This is a genomic window from Sutcliffiella sp. NPDC057660, from assembly GCF_042800035.1.
In the GTDB taxonomy this organism is placed as follows: domain Bacteria; phylum Bacillota; class Bacilli; order Bacillales; family Bacillaceae_I; genus Sutcliffiella_A.
This window is the reverse complement of sequence record NZ_JBHVHV010000007.1, coordinates 133,938-155,895: the sequence shown is the minus strand read 5'-3', so window position 1 is coordinate 155,895 and position 21,958 is coordinate 133,938. Positions and strand designations below refer to the sequence as shown.

The window sequence follows — 21,958 nt, the reverse complement described above, 5'->3', positions numbered from 1 at the left end:
GTAAGTGATGGAAATAAAAAAACAACTATTATCTTTGACCCCTTATCAGCCAGGCAAGCCGATGGATGAAGTGAAAAGGGAATTTGCCTTGGACAAAATAGTGAAACTTGCATCAAATGAGAACCCTTTCGGCTGCTCGATCCATGTAAAGACAGCAATTATGGAGCAGTTAGGCAAAGCAGCAACCTATCCGGACGGGTATGCGCGTCAATTGAGAGAATCGCTTGCAGCACATTTATCGGTCGCAGAGGAAGAGTTGATCTTCGGCAATGGGTCGGATGAAGTCATCCAGATCATAAGCCGTGCCCTCTTGCACAGTGGAAAGAACACCGTGATGGCAACCCCGACCTTCCCTCAATATAAGCATAATGCCGTCATTGAGGGTGCCGAAGTCAGGGAAGTAGTCATCAAGGATGGCCATCACCAATTGGATGACATGCTGAAGCAGATTGATGAAAATACGGCCATTGTATGGCTTTGCAGTCCGAACAATCCTACAGGAACTTATATTAATGAAGAAAGATTGCTTTCTTTCATTCAAAAAGTGCCAAGTACCTGCCTGATTGTGATTGATGAAGCCTATAAGGAATACGTGACAGCACAGGATTACCCAGAAACATTGAAACTCCTGAAAGAGTATCCAAACCTGCTGGTAACCCGTACATTTTCCAAAGCATATGGACTTGCCAGTTTCAGGATTGGGTATGGCGTGGCAAATAAAGAGCTCATCAGACTGCTCGAGCCTGCAAGGGAGCCTTTTAACACGAACTCCATGGCACAGGTTGCTGCCACTGCCGGTATACAGGATCAAATATTTATCAAGAATTGTGTAGAAAAAAACAAACAGGGCTTGGAACAGTTCTATTCATTCTGCAGGGAGTTGCAGCTAGCTTACTATCCGTCAGAAGGAAACTTCATTCTCATCGATTTTGAAGCGGATTCGGATGTACTTTTCCATTACCTGCTCACAAAAGGCTATATTGTTCGATCCGGTAATGCATTGGGCTATCCAGGCTGCCTGCGAATCACCATCGGAACAGAAGAGCAGAACAGGGAAATCATTTCTCATTTAAAAGAATACAAATTGAAACAAGCCATCTAATAGAGAGGAACCTTCCTCTCTATTCTCATATATTAAGGCATCAGGCGGTGAAGAAAATGGAAGGTAATGTGTTAATAATAGGGCTGGGGCTGATTGGCGGTTCCATTGCACTTGCATTAAAAAAGGAACATCCACAGGTAACAGTGATCGGATATGACTTGAATGAGCAGCAGGCAAAGCTGGCTAAATCATTGAAGGTAGTGGATGACTATTGTGAAATTTATGAAAAGGCGGCACTGGATGCCGATTTTATTTTGATTTCGGTACCGGTCATGCAGGCAAGCAAGGTACTGGAGAGATTAAGCTGCCTGGATTTCAGAAAGCGGGTATTGATTTCGGATGTAGGGAGTACTAAAGAGAAGATTGTGGAGCATGGAGCGGAGCTTTTTGCACAAAAAAATGTTACATTTATAGGTGGGCACCCTATGGCAGGCTCCCATAAAAGCGGAGTCATTGCGGCCAAGGCCCATCTTTTTGAAAATGCATTTTATGTACTTACTCCAACCGATCTTGAGAAAGATGCACAGCAGGTGGAAACCTTAAAGAGTTGGCTCAAGGGAACGAAAGCCAATTTTGTTACGATGAGCGCGGGTGAGCATGATCTTGTTGCGGGGGTTGTCAGTCATTTCCCTCACATCGTGGCGGCAGGGCTGGTCCACCAGGCGGAAGATTTGCAGCAAAAGAGTCCGTTTGTGTCGCGATTGGCTGCAGGTGGATTCCGAGATATCACCCGGATCGCTTCGAGCAATCCGATGATGTGGAAAGATATACTCATACATAATAAAGAAACCCTGCTTCAGCTCATCGCCAGTTGGCAAGAGCAGATGAACGCAGTAAGACGGGACTTGGAAGAGGGCAAGGAAGACAAGCTATTTGATTATTTCCAGAAAGCGAAGGAATTTCGGGATGGGCTACCTGTTAAAGCGAAAGGAGCCATTCCATCCTTCTATGATCTATATGTGGACGTTCCTGATTATCCTGGTGTCATTTCCGAGATAACCGGCTACCTTGCCACAGAACAGATCAGTATCACCAACATACGGATCATGGAAACAAGGGAAGAGATCTATGGCGTTCTGAGACTTAGCTTCCAGACAGAAGATGATAGACAGAGTGCAACCGAATGCCTTGGCAAATATACAAATTATGAAACCTATATAGTGTAATACAGTACAAGGAGTGTATGCTACATGAAGAAATTGACCAGAACTGCCTCCGGTCTTAACGGAAGCATTGATATTCCAGGAGATAAATCCATTTCGCACCGTTCTGTCATGTTCGGTTCATTGGCAAAAGGAAAAACGACTGTGGAGAATTTCCTTCCCGGAGAAGATTGCCTCAGTACCATCAGCTGTTTTCGCATGTTGGGAGTAGAAATCGAACAAAAAGAGTCTTCCGTTACGATCCATGGTAATGGCTTGGGTAGCCTAAAGGAGCCAACTGATGTTTTGGACGTCGGGAACTCAGGAACTACAGCAAGACTGATGATGGGAATCCTTTCGGGTCTACCGATACATACCGTGTTAATCGGGGATGCTTCCATTGCGAAGCGTCCAATGAAACGGGTTACTGGTCCGCTTCGTGATATGGGAGCAAGCATTCAAGGAAACCAGGATGGCAACTTTACTCCTATTTCCATTCAAGGCGGAAATCTGAAGGGTATGAACTATGTGTCGCCTGTAGCAAGCGCGCAGGTGAAATCGGCCATCCTGTTGGCAGGCCTTCAGGCAACGGGCAGAACGATGGTAGAGGAACCATTCAAATCTAGGGACCACACCGAAAGGATGCTGAAGGCGTTTGGTGTCGAACTTGAAGTGGATGGCTGCAGGGTGGCCCTCGAAGGAAAGCAGGAGCTGAAATCAGATCTGCATATTGTGGTTCCTGGTGATATTTCTTCAGCTGCATTCTTCCTTGTTGCCGGAGCCATTGTCCCACGCAGCAAAATAACGTTGAAAAGAGTGGGCTTGAACCCAACGAGAACAGGGATCCTCGACGTAATGAAATCCATGGGGGCCTCCCTGACCTATTCAGAAGTCACGGAGGATGGACCTGAACCATATGCCAACATAACGGTGGAGACCTCCGCATTAACAGGAGTGGAAATCTCCGGTGATATCATTCCGCGGCTGATTGATGAAATTCCGGTCATTGCTTTGATGGCAACCCAAGCTTCAGGCACGACGGTAATCAAGGATGCAGAAGAACTGAAGGTGAAGGAAACAAATAGAATTGATACGGTCGTGAATGAGCTGAAGAAGCTTGGAGCGGACATCACGGCAACGGAAGATGGCATGATCATCAAGGGCGGTGCCAAGCTGACAGGTGCTGTACTGGACAGCTATGGAGACCATCGTATCGGCATGATGGGTGCAATTGCCAGCCTGTTAGCAGAAGGGGAAACGGTTCTTGAAAATGAAGAAGCGATCAATGTCTCCTATCCAAGCTTTTTTGCACATTTGAATAAGTTGCAGAGGTAGATGTGGGGGAGTGAGTTTTAGTTTAACCGGTAACCACTAGGCGGGGTGAGATTGTGGTCGATTGAGACGGATGAGACTAGAAGATGGAATGGTGGTCTCGAAAAGCCCTGTTGAGACCACGAAAACCGGAAAAAGACGGAATGGTGGTATCGAAAAGCCCGGTTGAGACCACGAAAACCGGAAATAGGTCGAATGGTGGTCACAAAAACCTTGGTTGAGACCACGAAAACTGGAAAAAGACGGAATGGTGGTATCGAAAAGCCCGGTTGAGACCACGAAAACTGGAAAAAGGTCGAATGGTGGTCACAAAACCCTTGGTTGAGACCACGAAAACTGGAAAAAGACGGAATGGTGGTCTCGAAAAGCCCGGTTGAGACCACGAAAACTGGAAAAAGGCGGAATGGTGGTCACATAACCCTTGGTTGAGACCACGAAAACCGGAAAAAGGCGGAATGGTGGTATCGAAAAGCCCGGTTGAGACCACGAAAACTGGAAAAAGGTCGAATGGTGGTCACAAAACCCTTGGTTGAGACCACGAAAACCGGAAAAAGGCGGAATGGTGGTCACAAAACCCTTGGTTGAGACCACGAAAACCGGAAAAATACGGAATGGTGGTATCGAAAAGCTCGATTGAGACCACCAAAACTGGAAAAAGGTCGAATGGTGGTCACAATAAGCCCGGTTGAGACCACTAGTACCCAAATTAGGAGCTTTGCCGGACTCATCTACCCTACTCCTTTTTTTATTCAGATTACTCATATTTCCATTCAGCCATTCATAGCTTGTCTTAAGACGAAAAAATTAGGGTGATGCTATGGAATATATAATTGATCAGGCAAACATTGTAAAAGGTGATTCCTCTTTTAAAACCGCCTCTCTGCTTGTTAAGGACAACAGCATACGATTAATGAAAGAAACCATCCTTTCCACACGATTGAAGAGAATGAACTTCTCCTCCTATGTGATGACACCTGGCCATGTGATGATTGTAGACGAACTTCCGTCCATGAGTTTTCAGGCATTCAAATCATATATGATCGACCACTATCTGAACCTGGGGTGTACAACCCTGCTTTCTGTTTTTACCATCCAACATGAGAGGGAATTTGCAGAAAAGCTGAAACTCGCAAAATCCTATCTATTAAACAGTCCCATTGATTATTATTTTGCCATCAGAGTGCCGATTGCCAAGCTTACCCCATCCTTGATCCGTCTCTGTAAACGGCATAGGCTGCCCGCTGTTTTTCTAGAAATCTCCGATGAGGTATCGCTGCGCAATGTAGCATGGGGATGGATTAAAGAGGCTCTATACCAATTTCCCATCGCCTTCATCCCATGTATAAGAAAGGTTCCAACCACAGGTAAACAGATCAAAAAAACATGGAAAGTAATCATGAAAGAAGAGAGACTGCCACATCTCATAGAATGCCCCGAAGCCGGAAAAGCATTGGAAAAAGAGTTGCTGATGAAGCTTGGGATCTATCCGAATAAAGGGGATTTGAGAGTCGGCGGCGAATTAAACTATAACTTATTTGTGTACCCTGAGGACCGAATTATTGAAACAATAGAAGATCTGGATTATGATAGTCATATTCCAGAAATTACGGTCCATCGCGGCATCATCCTGAAGGCTGGGGAGTCTATCTCCTTTAGGCCAGGTTTCGGGAATGAATGCATGGTCACGGTACCAGGACACTTTATGGAAGGGCGTAGATGAGCAAGGCTCCAATCATGCGCGTTTCTAATTAGAAGGGAAGTTGTAGTTTGTCATACCAAGTTATCGAAAAGGCATTAACACTTATAGACAATGGGGAAGTAGAAAAAGGAATCACACTACTCCAGGAAAATCAGTCCTCCTTCAATGAAGATGATCTGTTCCATACAGCACAGATCTTCCAGCAGCTCGGAATGCTAGAAGAGGCGAAGGAGCTGTTGAGCGGACTTTTATATCATCATCCCAATGAGTCCGACTTGATTCTTTCCTTGGCTGAGGTACTTATCGACCTCGATGAAGAAGACGAGGCAATGGCACTCCTCGAAAACGTCGATGAAGAAGAGGATGCTTACCTGCAAACACTATTGCTTCTTGCTGATCTTTATCAGGCACAAGGATTGTTTGAAGTGAGTGAGAACAAGCTCACCCAGGCAAAAAGGCTTGCACCGAAGGAACCTATCATTGATCTGGCACTAGCGGAAATCTATCTGTCTCAAGGGGATTACAAGAAAGCGATTCCTTATTACGAAGCTGTACTGCCATTTAAGGCAGATCTCAATTTCGACCTTGAGGAAAGATTGGCGGAATGCTATAGCGCGACCGGGCAGTTCGAAGAGGCAATGCCATATTTCGACGAAGCACTGAAAAAAGAGTTGAAAATTGATGTTTTATTTCAATACGGATTTACCGCCCTTCATGCAGGATTCTCCAAGACAGCTGTCGAAAAGTTAAATCAGGTAAAAGAATTAGATTATGAATATTCCTCTCTATATCTGTACCTGGCAAAAGCTTATGAGCAGGAGGGTCTTCTTGAAGACAGCCTGCGAGTAGCCAATGAAGGTCTCGCGGTCAATGAATATAATAAGGAATTGCAAGTATATGCCGCAAAGGTGGCGTTAAAGCAGAATAATAGTACCGAAGCGATACGATTATTAAGGGATGCGATCGCGATCGACCCAGGTTATTTGGAAGCTGCTATAACCTTGACGAAAATCTACATTCAAGAGGAACAATACGAAGAAGTGATTGATTGTCTTCAGGAATTGATCAGGTTTGGTGAAACGGACCCTCAGTTTGACTGGGATCTTGCTGTAGCATATCAGAAATTAGAAAAATATTCTGATGCATTAAACCATTACCGTCAAGCATATACTTCTTTTAAAGATGACCCCGACTTCCTTTATGACTACGGATTCTTTTTGCTGGAGGAAGGGAAGAGGGAAGAAGCGAAGCCATTGTTTGAAAAGTTGATTCAACACGACCCGACCAACTTGGAACTTCAGGATGTATACAAAAATCTAGAAGAATAATGATTATTCTACGCAGAGGAGGGACGATAGTTGTGGCTACCCCTGTATCTGTCAACGAGAAGAAGGACTTTATAAGGTGGTTCTTAGGTAACTATCAGTTAAAAAGACGAGAATGTGTTTGGATCCTGAATTATTTGATGAGTCATGATCAGTTAATGAAAAAAGTTCATTTTGTCGAGCAAGCACAGTATTGTCCTAGAGGTATCATCATGTCGACTCATTGTGTAGAAGAAGTGCCGTTTCGGTTCTATAAGGAAAATGTCATGACAACCGATGCCGAAAAATCGTTTCATGATATCCGCCTGAACAGGGAAGAGGACATCTATATTCAACTGAATTTCCGTTCTGTCTATCACTCTCCCCAGTACGCTGCAGTACTGGAGGAAAATCCTTATATGCCCAAGTCGTCCAAATCAAATGAAAAAGATCGTATAGTTGCAGAGCAATTTCTTCAGGAATGCATCACCACCTTCCAAAAAGAAAAGCTGCTGACTTTAATAGACGATGCCTTAGATCGCCAGGATGAGGCTGCCTTTAAGAGCCTTACCGAACGGTTGAGAAAATTATAGACCCACCCACTATAAAACCCTGCCGGTGTCGGCAGGGTTTTATTATTTGACCTTCCAAATTATAAAACTTATATTAGGAAGTGACCTGCTTATGGAAATTACTTTAAATTAGAAATGAGATGATAGTCATGAAATGGACGAGCAAGGATATGTCCCTATATGTGCAATCGAAGGAGTATATCGATACAGCCGTCATACCACTAATCCCGATAACCTTTGAGGATGAAATCAAAACGGTTGCCTCGCATGGAGAATACATAACTATACTCAGTCATGAATTGGAAAGGCAATTTAAAGGAAGAGTAATATTATTGCCTTCCTACTCCTATCTACAAAAAAACTCTCTGAAATCCAAGGTGGAGCAATTAAACGACTTTGTTTCCCACATCAAGAACGATATGAAACACGTTTTTCTTTTAACTTCAGATAGTGTATGGAGCCAGAAAGAACAAGAGCTGGAAGGAAAGCTTGTTTGGCTCCCTGCCATCCCGCTTGAAGACATGGAAGAGAAATATAAGCAAAAAATCATTCAGGATCAGATGAACCAGCTCCTACCGATGTTCATCCAAAAATGGCAGCCTTAAGGGGAAAACCTGAAAAAATTATATTTACAATAGTAAAAAAGTATTCCTTTAGTATGAAGTTCCAATAGATGTATAAAATAAGTCACAAGGTTGCCATTATTTCAATCAAGGAGATTATTGACCTTGGGCGAAGATTGATATATCATGAGAATGTCCTAGTTTTCTATGTGTTATAACCTACTGTCCGTTTGGACTTAGTTTTTTCTATAGAGGGGGGAAAAACAATGAGTGAAAAAAACCATCGTGTGTCTAGACGTCAATTTTTAAACTATACCCTTACTGGTGTAGGCGGATTCATGGCTGCAGGTATGCTAATGCCAATGGTTCGTTTTGCAATTGACCCGGTTCTTAAAACTGGTACAGATCAAGATATGGTAGCTGTCTGTGAAGAAAGCGAACTGACTAATGAGCCACAAAGCTTCAACTTCAAAATTGAACAGGTTGATGCGTGGTATGAATCCGAAGAGCCTAGAACGGCTTGGTTGTACAAGGATGAAAGCGGCAAGATTGTTGCATTATCACCGGTATGTAAGCATCTTGGCTGTACAGTGAACTGGAATTCCGATCCAGCGAATCCCAACAAATTCTTCTGTCCATGTCATTACGGCTTATACGACAAAGACGGTACAAACGTACCTAATACACCGCCACTTGCTCCACTAGATGTGTACAAGCATGAAGTGAAGGATGGCACCGTGTACTTAGGCGCAGCAAAACCTAGAGGGGGGGCGTAATAATTGTTAAATAAGATTTATGATTGGGTTGACGAACGATTGGATATTACGCCTATGTGGCGGGATATTGCAGATCACGAAGTTCCTGAACACGTAAACCCTGCTCATCATTTCTCTGCATTTGTATACTGTTTCGGCGGATTGACGTTCTTCGTTACAGTTATTCAAGTTTTATCCGGAATGTTCTTGACAATGTATTATGTTCCAGATATCAAAAATGCTTGGGAATCCGTTTATTACTTGCAAAATGAAGTTGCGTTCGGACAAATCGTACGCGGTATGCATCACTGGGGAGCCAGCCTTGTAATTGTTATGATGTTTTTACATACGTTACGTGTTTTCTTCCAAGGTGCATATAAAAAACCACGTGAACTTAACTGGGTAGTCGGAGTATTGATTTTCTTCGTCATGTTAGGTCTTGGTTTTACAGGTTACTTACTGCCTTGGGATATGAAAGCGTTATTTGCTACAAAGGTAGGATTGCAGATTGCAGAGGCAACACCGGTAATTGGTACGGCAGTAAAAACATTGCTTGCTGGTCACCCTGAAATCGTTGGTGCTCAAACATTGACCCGTTTCTTTGCGATTCATGTATTCTTCTTGCCTGCAGCTCTTTTCGGATTGATGGGAGCTCACTTTGTCATGATCCGTAAACAAGGTATTTCAGGTCCACTATAAGATTTATACTTTTAAATACAAAGGAGGGGAACATGTATGCATAGAGGAAAAGGTATGAAGTTTGTCGGTGACTCTCGTGTCCCTGCAGCTCGTAAGCCAAATATTCCGAAGGACTACTCAGAGTTTCCTGGTAAAACGGAAGCGTTTTGGCCAAACTTCCTTCTAAAAGAATGGATGGTAGGAGCGGTATTCCTAATTGCTTTCTTATGCTTGACTGTCGCGCATGAGTCGCCTCTTGAGCGTATAGCAGATCCTACTGATACTGGTTACATTCCATTACCAGACTGGTACTTTTTATTCTTATACGAGCTTCTTAAATATCGTTTTGCAGCAGGGGATTACACTGTTATTGGTGCGATGGTCATGCCTGGTCTTGCTTTCGGTGCTCTTTTACTGGCTCCATTCCTGGATCGCGGACCGGAACGTCGTCCTAGCAAACGTCCGATCGCAACGGGATTGATGCTGCTTGGTATCGCGTCCATCTTCTTCCTTACTTGGCAGTCTGTGGATTCCCATGACTGGGAAGCCGCTGCTAAGCAAGGGGAAATCACGGATGAGCTGAACATCGAAATCGATGAAACCGCAGAAGGCTATGTCATCATGCAAGATAACACTTGTCTTTCCTGTCATGGGAACAACCTTCAAGGCGGTGCAATGGGTGCAAACCTATTGGACAATCCTGATTATGCTCCAGAGGATTATGCCAAGATTGCCAAAGAGGGTGTAGGCACAATGCCAGGCGGTATCTTTAAAGGTACAGATGAAGAAGCTCAAAAACTTGGTGAATACTTAGTTGAGATGAATAAATTAGCGGCAGAATCAGAATAATCAACATCTATTCTAGTTCTTCTATCAACAAAAACTGGCTATTATAGCCAGTTTTTTTGTATACTCAAAATACATTATTCTATTTCTTTCAAACAAAGTGAGGAAAAACGATGTTAAATTGGTTCATCTATCTTTTGAGAACACCATTTATGCTATGGAGTGTACTTATTATCAATGTATTGGGCACGATTTACGGGTATGTTTGGTATTGCGTCCAATTGAGAGAAACTCCGCCCATCTTTTTGATATTTGTGCCTGATAGTCCAACAGCAAGCCTCTTTTTTGTCTTTGTGCTTGTTGGTTTTATATTGAAAAGGAATTTCAAGCTGATGGAAGCGCTGGCGATTGTCACCTTAGTGAAATATGGGATATGGGCTGTGGTGATGAATATACTTACTCTACTGGAAACGGGATATCTCCCGATAGAAGGATACATGCTCATTGTGTCACATGGCGCAATGGCCGTCCAAGGGATCCTCTACAGCCCCTACTATCGTTTTACAGTCTGGCACTTGGTTGTGGCAGGGGTATGGACCTTACATAATGATGTGATAGATTACGTCTTTAAAATGATGCCCTGGTATGGCAGTCTCGTAAAGTATATGCCTCAAATCGGATATTTCACTTTCTGGCTCAGCCTATTCTGCATTGCGATCGCCTACTATTTTTCACTAAGAAACAACCGTCAAAAGTTATCTCTGCAATAAAGTTCTAACCTTGTCCCATTTCTCATAATTATCTACTAGAGAATATGGGAGGGACAAGCGATGATAGGTAAAAGGTTAACAGTCATCTTACTATTTTTACTTCTTGCTATACCAACTAATTTAGCTGTGGGCTCCAATGAAAACGTGCAGCCTTTAAAACTGAATATATTGACGGATGACGCGCTTCAGCTGGTGAAAAACGAACGGTATGTGGAAGCACATAATTTATTGGATATTTTCTCAGACGAATTCACAAAATTGATGGTGAATAATCCAATGATGCCGATGGATCAGGTACGAATCATCACCCTTGTCCATGATAAATCGATGGCGGCCCTATCTGATATCAATCTGCCTCAGGAGGAAAAAGTGCGTGCCCTAACTAGGCTCCGATTGGTGGTGGATGCCATGACCTCCGAGCATCAGCCATTATGGACAGAGATGGAAGACCCGATCATTACAACTTTTAATCAATTGAAGGATTCCATAGAGACCAGGGATAGCCAATCCTATCAGACCCTTTATCAACGCCTTCTTCTGAACTATGACCTGATCCATCCGAGTCTAAGAATGGATGTCAAACCGGAATTTATTCAAAAGGTGGATTCGCATATAGCTTTTCTGAATGAAAACCGTGAAAGCCTACTTGCAAGTCCGGAAAGTGCCGAAGATTTGGCGGTAATTGAAGCAGATCTGAAGTCATTGTTCAAAGAGTTGAAAGAGGATGAGACGGATCCTTCCCTTATTTGGGTAATAATTTCTACCGGGAGCATCATCTTCCTTACCTTGTCCTATGTAGGATGGCGGAAATTCAACGCAGACCGGAAAAGGGTGAAGCGGAAAACGGAGAAACATTGAGATATAGGGATATTTGAAACTGATTCGGTTTACATGTGCTCGCTGGAATTTGGATTTGTTAGAATGATAAAGAAGTGTGTTAGAATGTTTTGGGATATTGTTAGAATGATTGTGGTATTTGTTAGAATGTTCGGGGATTCTGTTAGAATGATTAGGAAATCTGTTAGAATCAGTAAGAAACTTAGCCTAATGATACTTCATGAAGCCCTAAATTTGTTCAGATTTTGAAAAATATAGGAAATTTTCACAAATAGCGGCCAGTTGAACATTTTTATGTCACGTATACTCCATATCATAAAAAGGGATGAAGTCACTAAGGCTTCATCCTTTTTCATGTTCGAGCATACGCACTTCCTAAAGAGTTCACGAATAAAATGATGTTTCCTAAACAATCCTAAAGGGGTATAGCGGTAATACGTTCAAGACCAAGAGGAGGTATCAAGCTTATGGGTCTTTATTTAATTTACTTTGCCATACTTCTGATTGTCCCGCTTTGGGCTCAGTCCCGTGTGAAAAGTGCTTATAAAAAATATTCGAAGGTTCCATCCTCTTCCGGACTGACTGGGGCCGAGGTTGCAACAAGAATCCTGCATGATAACGGTATGTACGACGTACAAGTGGAAGAATCCAGAGGCGTTTTGACGGACCACTATGATCCGAGAAGCAAGACAGTCCGATTATCATCACAGAACTACCACGGGACATCCATTGCAGGGGCAGCGATAGCAGCTCATGAGGTTGGGCATGCCATTCAGGATGATCAGGCATATGCCTTTCTGCGTTTCCGCCATTCATTGGTTCCCATTGCTAGCCTTGGGTCCAATATGTCCTTCTTTATCATCTTTGCCGGATTGATCTTTGGGATAAACAATTTGATTTTGCTTGGAATCATCTTTATGGCAGGGGCAGTACTTTTTCAGCTTGTGACATTGCCGGTGGAGTTTGATGCTTCGAACCGGGCGATGGACCAGGTAGTGTCATTGGGGATCATCAACAATAGCGAAGAACGGGAAACAAAGAAGGTTCTGAATGCGGCCGCTTTTACATACGTTGCTGCGGCGGCAGTAGCTGTGGCAGAGCTTGCCCGATTTATCCTGATTTACTTGGGCAACAGGGAATAATGCATTTTGTGGTGGGACAGGGGAACCTGTCCCCCAAAAAAGCTCCGTTGAATATCACATTCAACGGAGCTTTTCCATGATTATCTTTCCAGCGGGTTTTTGTTTTCGTCCAATGTGAAGCCTTCGCCTAGGACGTCGTGGACATCGCTTACTGCCACGAATGCGTGCGGATCGACGGACGTGATGGTGTTCTTGAGCTTTACCAGTTCGTTTTTGGCGACTACACAGTATAGTACGTTTCGTTCTGCTTTGGAATAGGAACCCTTTCCATGAAGGATCGTGACGCCGCGGTCCATCTCCTGGTTGATTCTCAGGGCGATGTCTTCATGCTTGTCGGAAATGATGGTGGCACCCTTCGCTGCGTATGCCCCTTCCTGCATGAAATCGATGACACGCGCTGCAACAAATACCGCAACAAGCGTATACATTGCTTCCTGATAGCTTAAATAGGTGATCAAGGACAGGATGATGACTATTGCGTCGAACAGAAACATGGTTTTTCCCATACTCCATCCGATATACTTATGTCCTAGTCTTGCGATGATGTCCACACCGCCGGTAGTCCCGCCATAGCGGAAAATGATTCCGAGCCCGATTCCGATGAATACCCCGGCAAAAAGTGCCGCAAGGGCCAAGTCATCCTCAAGTGGTGGAAATACCAATGGAACACGCTGGAAGATCCAAAGGAATACGGAAAGACTGATAGTGCCGATCATCGTATAAATGAATGTGTTCCGTCCAAGCAGCTTCCAGCCGATAAAGAATATCGGAATATTCAAAAGTAGGTTGGTATAGGATGGATCTAATTCGAAGAGAAAGAATAATAACAGGGTGATCCCTGTAAATCCACCCTCTGCAAGATTGTTTTGCATGTTAAAGTTGACTAGTCCGAATGCAAATATGGCCGATCCAAGTAAAATGAAGAAGATATTAGTTAGTTTTATGCCTTTAAACATGGAGTCCTCCAAAAAGCTAGTGAATTTTTGAACTATTTCATTATAATAAACATGTAGATGATAAGTAAATCACTTAATTATTTGTCAAATGATAAGGTTTTAGCTAACATGATAGGATGAGGTGAAAAAGTTGACTCAAAAAACAATGAAAGAGATGCAAAAAGAGGTAGACCAATACATATCACAATTTAAAGAGGGGTACTTCAGTCCGCTTGCGATGCTGGCAAGGATGACGGAGGAATTAGGGGAATTATCACGTGAGGTTAACCATTATTATGGAGAAAAACCGAAAAAAAATACAGAAAAAGAAAATACGATGGAAGAAGAGATGGGAGATGTCCTCTTTGTATTGATCTGTTTTGCCAACAGCTTGAATATAGATCTGCAGGAAGCGCATGACAGGGTGATGCATAAATTTCAGACAAGAGACAAAGACAGATGGACGAGGATAGATCCTGAATTAGACGCAAAGGGAGAAGAGTGAACATGCAAACTATCAAGATAATACTGGCAGGTCCACGTGGAAGAATGGGCCGTGAAGCAGTAGATTTAATACATAGAACCGAACTTTTTGAACTGGTAGCCTGCCTTGATCGGGTGAATGGGGGGAAAATGCTGTCCGAGGTAGAGGGGTTCCCGGCAATGGATGCGGAAATTTTCACTGATGCGGGCGAGTGTTTCAGTAAAGTCGAGGCGGACGTACTAATCGACCTGACAACTCCGGAGATTGGTAAGTTGCATACAAAGCTTGCACTTGAGCATGGAATCCGTCCGGTAGTCGGGACGACCGGATTTAATGAGGAGGAGTTGAAGGAACTGACAAGCCTTGCAGAAGAGAGGAAGACTGGTGTCATTATCGCCCCCAACTTTGCTGTCGGCGCCATTCTTATGATGAAATTTGCACAGATGGCAGCCAAGCATCTGCAGGATGTGGAGATCATAGAACTTCACCACGACAGAAAGCTTGATGCTCCTTCAGGTACTGCGATCAAGACAGCTGAATTGATTTCCAAGACACGTGAGCCTAAAAATCAGGGTCATCCGGATGAGGAAGAGCAGTTAACAGGGGCAAGAGGGGCGGAAACAAAGGATGGAATTCGCATCCATAGCGTACGTCTGCCAGGCCTTGTAGCCCATCAGGAGGTCATCTTTGGCGGTGAAGGGCAGTCCTTGACCATCAAGCATGATTCGTATAATCGTGCTTCCTTCATGTCAGGGGTCAAGCTTGCGGTCGAGACGATAATGAGTCTAGATGTATTAGTGTACGGACTTGAAAATATCATCGAGTAAGGGTGGGGATAACCATGAAAATTGCATTGATTGCACATGATAAGAAAAAGCCTGATATGATACAGTTTGCTACAGCGTATGAGCCGATTCTAAAAAAACATGAGTTGTATGCTACAGGTACCACAGGTCTTCGTATTGCGGAAGCGACAGGAATGAATATTCACCGATTTCAATCTGGCCCCCTTGGTGGAGACCAGGAGATTGGGGCGATGATTGCCCAGAACAGGATGGACATGGTAATCTTTTTCAGGGATCCACTGACTGCCCAGCCGCATGAGCCGGATGTAACCGCACTGTTGCGACTGGTGGATGTTTATTCCATTCCGCTTGCGACAAATATGGGTACTGCAGAAATACTGATTCATGGATTAGAACGTGGAGAGCTTGGCTGGCGAAATCTTGTGAAGAAAAAAGAGGAAGAGTAAATGGCGTCATTAGATATTCTGGCTTTCGGTGCACATCCTGATGATGTGGAAATCGGGATGGCAGGCACGTTGGCAAAATATAAGGAAAAAGGAATGAGAATCGGCATTTGCGATTTGACGATGGCTGAGCTATCCTCCAATGGAACCGTTGAAATCCGTCAAGCGGAGGCAAAAAGGGCCGGTGAAATTCTTGGACTTGATGCAAGAATACAGCTTGATCTCCCTGATCGCGGACTCGCATTGACAGAAGCTCACATCAAAGAAGTGGTGACCGTAATTCGTACATACAAGCCAAAGGTTATTTTTGCACCTTATTGGAAGGACCGTCACCCTGATCACGGCAATTGTGCAAAGATCGTGGAGGAGGCTGCTTTTTCCTCTGGAATCAGAAAGTACATTGTAGAAGATGATTTAGAACCGCATAAAGTACAAAACATATTTTTTTATATGATAAACAGCATGCATCAAGCCCAGTTTTACATAGATATCACTAATCATGTTGAAAAGAAAACAAATGCCCTGCTTGCGTTTGAAAGCCAATTTGAGGTCGGGAATAACGGGGTAGTCACACCATTGACTAACGGATATGTGGATAGCGTCATCAGCAGGGAAAAAGTGTACGGTAAACAAATAGGATCCGTGTATGCGGAAGGATTTTTTGCAAAAGGTCCTTTAATCGTAAACAACGATCTAATAGGTGGGATATAAGTGAAACTCAAAATAGGAATCACCTGTTATCCTACGGTTGGAGGATCGGGTGTCATTGCAACAGAACTAGGAAAGCTTCTCGCAGAAAAGGGCCATGAAATTCATTTTATCTCCTCAAGCATGCCATTCAGGCTGAATAAGGTCTATAGCAACATTTATTATCACGAGGTGCAGGTCAACCAGTACTCCGTGTTTCAGTACCCACCTTATGATTTGGCTTTGGCTAGTAAAATGGCAGAGGTGGCGAAGCGGGAAAAACTGGACCTGTTGCATGTGCATTATGCAATCCCGCATGCGGTCTGTGCTTATCTGGCCAAAAAGATGACTGGAGATGAGCTGAAAATAGTAACGACACTCCATGGAACTGATATCACAGTACTTGGCTACGATCCTTCATTGAATGACATGATCAGATTCGGAATTGAAGGTTCGGATGTCGTCACAGCAGTATCAGAATCGCTAGTACAGCAAACCTATGAACTTTTGCAGCCACAAAAAGCCATACAGACTGTCTATAATTTTATCGATGAACGTGTCTATTACAAAAAGGATAAATCCGATTTAAAAGAACAGTACGGTATCCTCCCCGAGGAAAAAGTGGTCATTCATGTATCCAACTTCCGCAAGGTAAAACGGGTGGAGGATGTAATTCAATCCTTTTATCGCATTCAAAAGAAAGTTGCCTCGAAGCTGCTGCTCGTGGGGGACGGACCAGAGATTTCCGTTGTTTGCAAACTTGTCAGTGAACTAGGTATCACGGATAAGGTACTATTTTTAGGGAAACAGGAGAATGTGGAGGACCTGCTTTCCATTTCAGATCTGAAACTGCTCTTATCTGAAAAAGAAAGCTTTGGACTTGTATTGTTAGAAGCAATGGCATGCGGTGTTCCTTCTGTCGGAACCAATATCGGAGGCATCCCGGAAGTGATCGAACATGGTGTTACCGGTTTTTTGAGTGAAGTGGGTGAGGTGGAAAACATAGCCGAACAGGCGATTTCCATTCTTATCGATCCGGATTTACATAAACGGTTTTCCGAGAATTCCATCCAACGGGTCAAGGACCGTTTCAGCTCGAGATACATTGTGGAACAATATGAAGATCTATATTTGAAACTGATCAAGGAATAGCTCCTTCCGTTAGAGAAGGAGCAAAGGGATGGGATAACGATGAACACCTCTTTTCAACATGCAATCGCCATTATAAACGTTCTTGAGGGATCTGGGCATGAAGCTTATTTTGTTGGGGGTTCTGTCAGAGATCATCTGATGGATCAGGCTTTGGGAGATATTGATATTGCAACAAGCGCTACTCCTGATCAGATACAGGCGCTTTTTCCTAAGACCGTCGACGTCGGAGCTGAACACGGTACCATCATCGTTGTCACAGAGCACGATTCCTTTGAAGTGACCACCTTTCGGACAGATGGAACCTATACAGACAACCGAAGGCCGGACGAAGTTATATTTGTTAAAAGCCTATCAGAAGATCTTAAACGCCGCGATTTCACGATGAACGCGATTGCTATGACCAGAACAGGGGAAATCCTTGATCCATTTCAAGGGAAAGTGGATATCGACAGAAAATTGATTCGGACAGTGGGGGAAGCGTCGGAACGATTCCACGAGGATGCCCTCAGAATGTTTCGTGCACTCCGATTCTGTTCCCAGCTCGGATTTTCCATTGATAAGGAAACATTCCTTGCAATCAAGAAGGATGCAAGCCTGATGGAAAATGTCTCTGTAGAAAGAAAAACAGTCGAAATGGAAAAGCTGCTCCTTGGGAAAGGCATAAACATGGCCATACACTTATTGATTGATTCAGGTTTATTCCGCTATTTACCATTGCTGGAGGAGAAAAGGGAGGATCTTGGACGACTGGCTTCCTTCCCTTTTCATGCATTGTCAGGCCGGATAGAACTATGGACAGCATTTGCTTATTTGTTGGAAATTACCGAGCTGGAATCCTTCCTGGATGCCTGGAAGCTCCCTAAAAAGGTTAGTAAAGCAGTATTACTGAATATCTTGACCATTCACCGATTTATTGAAAATGGGTGGAACAGGGAGCTCATCTATTATTCCGGCAGTGAAGCCTGTCTTGCGTCCCATGAAATATTGGTGCTCCAAGGGAAGGACAAGCCTGAATCATATGATACGATTCAACAAATAAGTGAAGCATTGCCTATCAAGGGAATAAAAGATATTGCCGCCAATGGAAATGACCTGGTGGCGTGGCGCGAACAAAAGCGTGGAAAATGGATTTCCGAACTTTTAGATGATCTTGAAAAAGAGATATTGGAAGGCAGGGTCCAGAACGAAGCAGGTGCAATAAAGGAGTGGGTAAGGTCTTGGCAACAGAAATAAGATCCAAACTATTAAAAATGTTCACAGAAGTGGAAGGCGGTTTTTTATCCGGTCAAAAAATCAGCGAGGAGCTCGGCTGTTCAAGAACCGCTGTATGGAAGCATATTGAGGAGTTGCGACAGGCCGGCTACGAGCTTGAGGCAATCAGAAGAAAAGGCTACCGAATCACGAAAATCCCCAATCGGATCAGCTCCAATGAAATATCCCTCGGCTTAAGGACTGATACGTTGGGTAGAGAAATTCATTTTCAGGAATCCGTCACGTCCACCCAAAAGATAGCTCATCAACTGGCCTATGATGGTGCGGTGGAAGGAACGCTGGTTGTAGCGGAGGAGCAGACGGCAGGCAGAGGCAGGCTCAACCGTGCTTGGCATTCACCGATGTACACTGGAGTCTGGATGAGTCTCATCTTAAGGCCAAATCTGCCACCGGCGAAAGCCCCGCAGCTTACCCTGCTTACAGCGGTGGCCATTGCACAGGCAATTGAAGAGTTAACTTCATTGCGCACGGACATTAAGTGGCCAAACGATATACTGATCAATAAAAAGAAGACAGTCGGAATCCTGACCGAGATGCAGGCAGAGGCCGATAAGATCAACTCTGTCATTATCGGGATGGGTATCAATGTGAATCAGGAGCTCGAGCATTTCCCTGAAGAACTCCATTCCATTGCCACTTCCCTTGCAATCGAGCTTGGAAAGCCAATTAACCGTGCGGAACTGATTCAGATGATACTGTTAAAATTCGAGAATTTGTATCATCGCTACCTGGAGCATGGCTTTTATCCGATCAAACTGCTATGGGAATCCTATGCCATCAGCATCGGTAAGAAAATCATCGCAAGAACGATCACTGGTACGCTCGAAGGAACGGCAAAAGGAATTACAGAAGATGGAGTATTGATGCTTGAGGATGAAAATGGTCACATTTCTTATATACATTCAGCCGATATTGAAATTGGAAAAGATTAAAAGAATAGCATCTTTTCCAAACATCTTTTATAATGGTAGCGTGGGCAGTATCCCAAAAGGAACTGCACCAAAAGATTAAATGCAAAGAAAGCAACTACAACCAAATATCTGCCTTGATCCAAAGGACTAGGACAGAGGGATTGAACTGAACCGATTAAAATTAACCATGCAGCACACCTGTGTGAATTAACCATCCTTCTTTCTGTGGAAAGAGGGATTTTTTTGTTTCGGTTGTTCATTTCTTGTCCTCAAAAAGAGGAGGAACGAACATGAAAACAGCTACAGATTTCATAAAAATGAAACAAAATGGAGAGAAGATCGCGATGTTGACCGCCTATGATTATCCGTCTGCAAAACTTGCAGAGGAGTCTGGTGTGGATGTGATCCTTGTCGGGGATTCCCTCGGGATGGTCGTACTGGGCTACGACTCGACGGTACCGGTGACGGTGGAAGATATGATCCATCATACCAAGGCGGTCAAACGAGGAGCTGGCTCTACTTTTATCGTGACAGATATGCCATTTATGAGCTATCATCTGTCCATTGAAGATACGCTATATAATGCTAAAAAAATGATCCAGGAATCTGGTGCACATGCTTTGAAGCTTGAAGGGGCAGATGAAGTAGTCGATATGATCCGTTATATTACGAAAGCCGGAATTCCGGTTGTCGCACATCTCGGCCTGACTCCTCAGTCCGTCGGAGTACTTGGCGGCTATAAAGTGCAGGGCAAAGACGTGGAAAGTGCCAAAAAAATGCTTGAGGATGCCATCCTGGTAGAAAAAGCCGGTGCGATGGCACTTGTACTGGAGTGTGTACCAGAACAGCTGGCAAGGGAAATTTCCTCCAAACTCACTATCCCGACAATCGGAATCGGTGCAGGAGAAGCGACAGATGGTCAGGTGCTTGTTTTTCATGATGTACTCACATATGGAGTAGATCGGGTTCCGAAATTTGTTAAATCCTATGCTGACGTACAAACTGTCATGAAGGATGGACTCTCAGGCTATGTAAGGGAAGTGAAAAACAAAGCATTCCCTAAACCAGAACACAGCTTTACCATGAAGGAAGAAACCCTGCAAAGATTATACGGAGGCAAAAATCAGTGAAAATCATTAATCTTATTTCCGACATGCAAAAGGAGAGCCTTGCTGCACGCCTGGCTAAAAAAACAGTCGGGTTTGTCCCGACCATGGGCTTTTTGCATGAAGGCCATGCTACATTGATTGAACAGGCTAGAAAAGAAAATGATATTGTCGTGCTCAGTATTTTTGTCAATCCTCTCCAATTTGGTCCAAATGAGGATTTTGACGCGTATCCAAGGGACATAGCGAGAGATGAAAAAATCGCTAGGGAGCTTGGTGTGGACTATCTTTTCTACCCAACCATTGAAGAAATGTATAAAGAAGACCGGACCACTCTCATCACTGTGCAAAAGAGAGTGGATGTCCTATGTGGAAAAAAACGTCCCGGTCATTTTGATGGCGTAGCAACCGTTGTGATGAAGCTGTTCCAAATTGTCATGCCGACTCAAGCTTATTTCGGAATGAAGGATGCCCAGCAGGTGGCGGTGATCGAAGGATTGATCTCCGATTATCATTTGACTGTCGAGCTTGTGCGCGTAAATACAATCAGGGAAGAGGACGGCCTGGCAAAGAGCTCAAGAAACGTCTATCTCACTCCCAAGGAACGCGAAGAAGCCCCAGCCATCCATCAGGCTTTGCAATTGGGAAAAAGCAGGCTGGAACAAGGGGCTTCCATCCCGGGGACGAAGGAATTTGTGGAAAACAAAATCAAAGAGCATACTTGTTCCGAGATTGACTATGTGGAAATATATTCGTATCCCGATCTGAAAGAAGTAAAGGAACCGAGAGATGGAGAAAGCCTTATACTTGCCGTTGCTGCGAAGTTCAGCAAGGCGAGACTGATAGACAACATCGTTTTTTCATACAAGAAGGGGGAAATTTAACATGTTTCGTACTTTAATGAATGCCAAGATACATCGTGCCCGTGTGACTGATGCGAATCTTAACTATGTCGGCAGTATCACAATCGATGAGGATATTCTGGATGCTGTTGGACTTGTCGCAAACGAAAAGGTCCAAATCGTGAACAATAACAATGGCGCACGTTTTGAAACGTACATCATACCAGGGGAAAGAGGCGGAAAAGAATTCTGCTTAAATGGTGCAGCGGCCCGTTTAGTTCAAAAAGGGGACGTCATTATTGTCATTTCTTATGCGATGATTGCAGATGAAAAAGTAAAAGACCACCAGCCTAAGGTAGCAGTGATGAATGAAAACAATGAAATCGTGGAAATGCTCGGAACAGAACCAGCAGCCACAGTCATGATATAATTTTATAGAGTTTATCTGAAAAATATTGTATGCCCTTCAAACACCCCTGTCGGTTTCCGCACCAGGGGTTCGCTTATCCAGGAAGGCCTCGGGAGCCTCCTCGGCGCTAAAGCGCCTGTGGGGTCTCCCTTGACACGCTGCTTCCGCAGGAAACCCCTTGCGCTCCTACCAACAGGGGGAGAGTAAAATTATATTGAGCTCTTATGAA

24 protein-coding genes are annotated in these 21,958 nt (G+C 43.9%); 23 read left to right on the top strand and 1 reads right to left on the bottom strand.

All coding sequences use genetic code 11. From position 1 onward, the window contains the following. Window positions 1–7 precede the first annotated feature (7 nt). The 13 genes from hisC (at window position 8) to ACFVAD_RS09640 (ending at window position 12,682) form a co-directional block, all read left to right on the top strand. Window positions 8–1,102: a histidinol-phosphate transaminase gene (gene hisC / locus ACFVAD_RS09700; protein WP_386638790.1), complete on the top strand. Its 1,095-nt coding sequence runs from the start codon at window positions 8–10 to the stop codon at window positions 1,100–1,102. Between the two features lie 56 nt (window positions 1,103–1,158). Next, window positions 1,159–2,268 (top strand): prephenate dehydrogenase, encoded by a 1,110-nt coding sequence (locus tag ACFVAD_RS09695; protein ID WP_386638787.1) that lies wholly within the window; start codon window positions 1,159–1,161, stop codon window positions 2,266–2,268. 24 nt (window positions 2,269–2,292) lie between these two features. After that, window positions 2,293–3,579: a 3-phosphoshikimate 1-carboxyvinyltransferase gene (aroA, locus tag ACFVAD_RS09690; protein WP_386638785.1), complete on the top strand. Its 1,287-nt coding sequence runs from the start codon at window positions 2,293–2,295 to the stop codon at window positions 3,577–3,579. Between the two features lie 814 nt (window positions 3,580–4,393). Continuing rightward, on the top strand, window positions 4,394–5,296 hold the full coding sequence (locus ACFVAD_RS09685; RefSeq protein WP_386638782.1) for a hypothetical protein: 903 nt from the start codon (window positions 4,394–4,396) through the stop codon (window positions 5,294–5,296). Between the two features lie 47 nt (window positions 5,297–5,343). Next, a complete protein-coding gene (locus tag ACFVAD_RS09680; protein WP_386638779.1) occupies window positions 5,344–6,603 on the top strand; it encodes a tetratricopeptide repeat protein in 1,260 nt (419 codons plus the stop codon). 32 nt (window positions 6,604–6,635) lie between these two features. Then, window positions 6,636–7,172: a ReoY family proteolytic degradation factor gene (locus tag ACFVAD_RS09675; RefSeq protein ID WP_386638776.1), complete on the top strand. Its 537-nt coding sequence runs from the start codon at window positions 6,636–6,638 to the stop codon at window positions 7,170–7,172. Window positions 7,173–7,300: 128 nt separating this feature from the next. Continuing rightward, complete coding sequence (locus ACFVAD_RS09670) at window positions 7,301–7,756, top strand: YpiF family protein (RefSeq protein WP_386638774.1); 456 nt, start codon at window positions 7,301–7,303, stop codon at window positions 7,754–7,756. Window positions 7,757–7,980: 224 nt separating this feature from the next. Further along, on the top strand, window positions 7,981–8,490 hold the full coding sequence (locus ACFVAD_RS09665) for a ubiquinol-cytochrome c reductase iron-sulfur subunit (protein WP_386638771.1): 510 nt from the start codon (window positions 7,981–7,983) through the stop codon (window positions 8,488–8,490). Window positions 8,491–8,493: 3 nt separating this feature from the next. After that, on the top strand, window positions 8,494–9,168 hold the full coding sequence (gene qcrB, locus ACFVAD_RS09660) for a menaquinol-cytochrome c reductase cytochrome b subunit (RefSeq protein WP_078380200.1): 675 nt from the start codon (window positions 8,494–8,496) through the stop codon (window positions 9,166–9,168). Window positions 9,169–9,204: 36 nt separating this feature from the next. Continuing rightward, window positions 9,205–9,996, top strand: coding sequence for a menaquinol-cytochrome c reductase cytochrome b/c subunit (locus ACFVAD_RS09655; protein ID WP_386638768.1), 792 nt, complete (start codon window positions 9,205–9,207; stop codon window positions 9,994–9,996). 110 nt (window positions 9,997–10,106) lie between these two features. Beyond that, on the top strand, window positions 10,107–10,703 hold the full coding sequence (gene lhaT / locus ACFVAD_RS09650) for a lipoprotein heptaprenylglyceryl N-acetyltransferase LhaT (protein WP_386638765.1): 597 nt from the start codon (window positions 10,107–10,109) through the stop codon (window positions 10,701–10,703). A gap of 60 nt (window positions 10,704–10,763) precedes the next feature. Next, window positions 10,764–11,561: a sporulation protein YpjB gene (ypjB, locus tag ACFVAD_RS09645; RefSeq protein ID WP_386638763.1), complete on the top strand. Its 798-nt coding sequence runs from the start codon at window positions 10,764–10,766 to the stop codon at window positions 11,559–11,561. A gap of 446 nt (window positions 11,562–12,007) precedes the next feature. Next, a complete protein-coding gene (locus ACFVAD_RS09640) occupies window positions 12,008–12,682 on the top strand; it encodes a zinc metallopeptidase (protein ID WP_386638757.1) in 675 nt (224 codons plus the stop codon). 80 nt (window positions 12,683–12,762) lie between these two features. Here the strand turns inward: ACFVAD_RS09640 and ACFVAD_RS09635 are convergent, their stop codons facing one another. After that, the gene (locus ACFVAD_RS09635) at window positions 12,763–13,638 is read right to left on the bottom strand and encodes a YitT family protein (protein WP_386638754.1); all 876 of its coding nucleotides are present in this window, start codon (window positions 13,636–13,638) and stop codon (window positions 12,763–12,765) included. A gap of 145 nt (window positions 13,639–13,783) precedes the next feature. Between ACFVAD_RS09635 and ACFVAD_RS09630 the strand changes: the two genes are divergently transcribed. The 10 genes from ACFVAD_RS09630 to panD all read left to right on the top strand — a co-directional run bounded on the left by ACFVAD_RS09630 (window position 13,784) and on the right by panD (window position 21,750). Beyond that, window positions 13,784–14,122 carry a nucleotide pyrophosphohydrolase gene (locus tag ACFVAD_RS09630; protein ID WP_386639085.1) on the top strand — a complete coding sequence of 113 codons (339 nt, stop codon included), beginning with the start codon at window positions 13,784–13,786 and terminating at the stop codon, window positions 14,120–14,122. 2 nt (window positions 14,123–14,124) lie between these two features. Next, window positions 14,125–14,928, top strand: coding sequence for a 4-hydroxy-tetrahydrodipicolinate reductase (gene dapB / locus ACFVAD_RS09625; protein ID WP_386638751.1), 804 nt, complete (start codon window positions 14,125–14,127; stop codon window positions 14,926–14,928). A 14-nt stretch (window positions 14,929–14,942) separates the two neighbouring features. Next, window positions 14,943–15,353, top strand: coding sequence for a methylglyoxal synthase (gene mgsA / locus ACFVAD_RS09620; protein ID WP_386638748.1), 411 nt, complete (start codon window positions 14,943–14,945; stop codon window positions 15,351–15,353). Beyond that, on the top strand, window positions 15,354–16,061 hold the full coding sequence (bshB1, locus tag ACFVAD_RS09615; protein WP_386638745.1) for a bacillithiol biosynthesis deacetylase BshB1: 708 nt from the start codon (window positions 15,354–15,356) through the stop codon (window positions 16,059–16,061). Further along, entirely contained in the window at window positions 16,062–17,189 is a 1,128-nt protein-coding gene (gene bshA / locus ACFVAD_RS09610) for an N-acetyl-alpha-D-glucosaminyl L-malate synthase BshA (protein WP_386638742.1), read from the top strand. Between the two features lie 39 nt (window positions 17,190–17,228). Continuing rightward, the gene (locus ACFVAD_RS09605) at window positions 17,229–18,422 is read left to right on the top strand and encodes a CCA tRNA nucleotidyltransferase (RefSeq protein WP_386638739.1); all 1,194 of its coding nucleotides are present in this window, start codon (window positions 17,229–17,231) and stop codon (window positions 18,420–18,422) included. Beyond that, window positions 18,407–19,393, top strand: coding sequence for a biotin--[acetyl-CoA-carboxylase] ligase (locus tag ACFVAD_RS09600; RefSeq protein WP_386638737.1), 987 nt, complete (start codon window positions 18,407–18,409; stop codon window positions 19,391–19,393). Before ACFVAD_RS09605 ends, ACFVAD_RS09600 begins: the two co-directional genes overlap by 16 nt. A gap of 269 nt (window positions 19,394–19,662) precedes the next feature. Then, window positions 19,663–20,502, top strand: a complete 840-nt coding sequence (gene panB / locus ACFVAD_RS09595; protein WP_386638734.1) for a 3-methyl-2-oxobutanoate hydroxymethyltransferase — start codon at window positions 19,663–19,665, stop codon at window positions 20,500–20,502. Continuing rightward, window positions 20,499–21,362, top strand: coding sequence for a pantoate--beta-alanine ligase (gene panC / locus ACFVAD_RS09590; RefSeq protein ID WP_386638727.1), 864 nt, complete (start codon window positions 20,499–20,501; stop codon window positions 21,360–21,362). Before panB ends, panC begins: the two co-directional genes overlap by 4 nt. 1 nt (window position 21,363) lies before the next feature. Beyond that, window positions 21,364–21,750, top strand: coding sequence for an aspartate 1-decarboxylase (panD, locus tag ACFVAD_RS09585; RefSeq protein ID WP_386638724.1), 387 nt, complete (start codon window positions 21,364–21,366; stop codon window positions 21,748–21,750). Window positions 21,751–21,958: the final 208 nt, after the last annotated feature.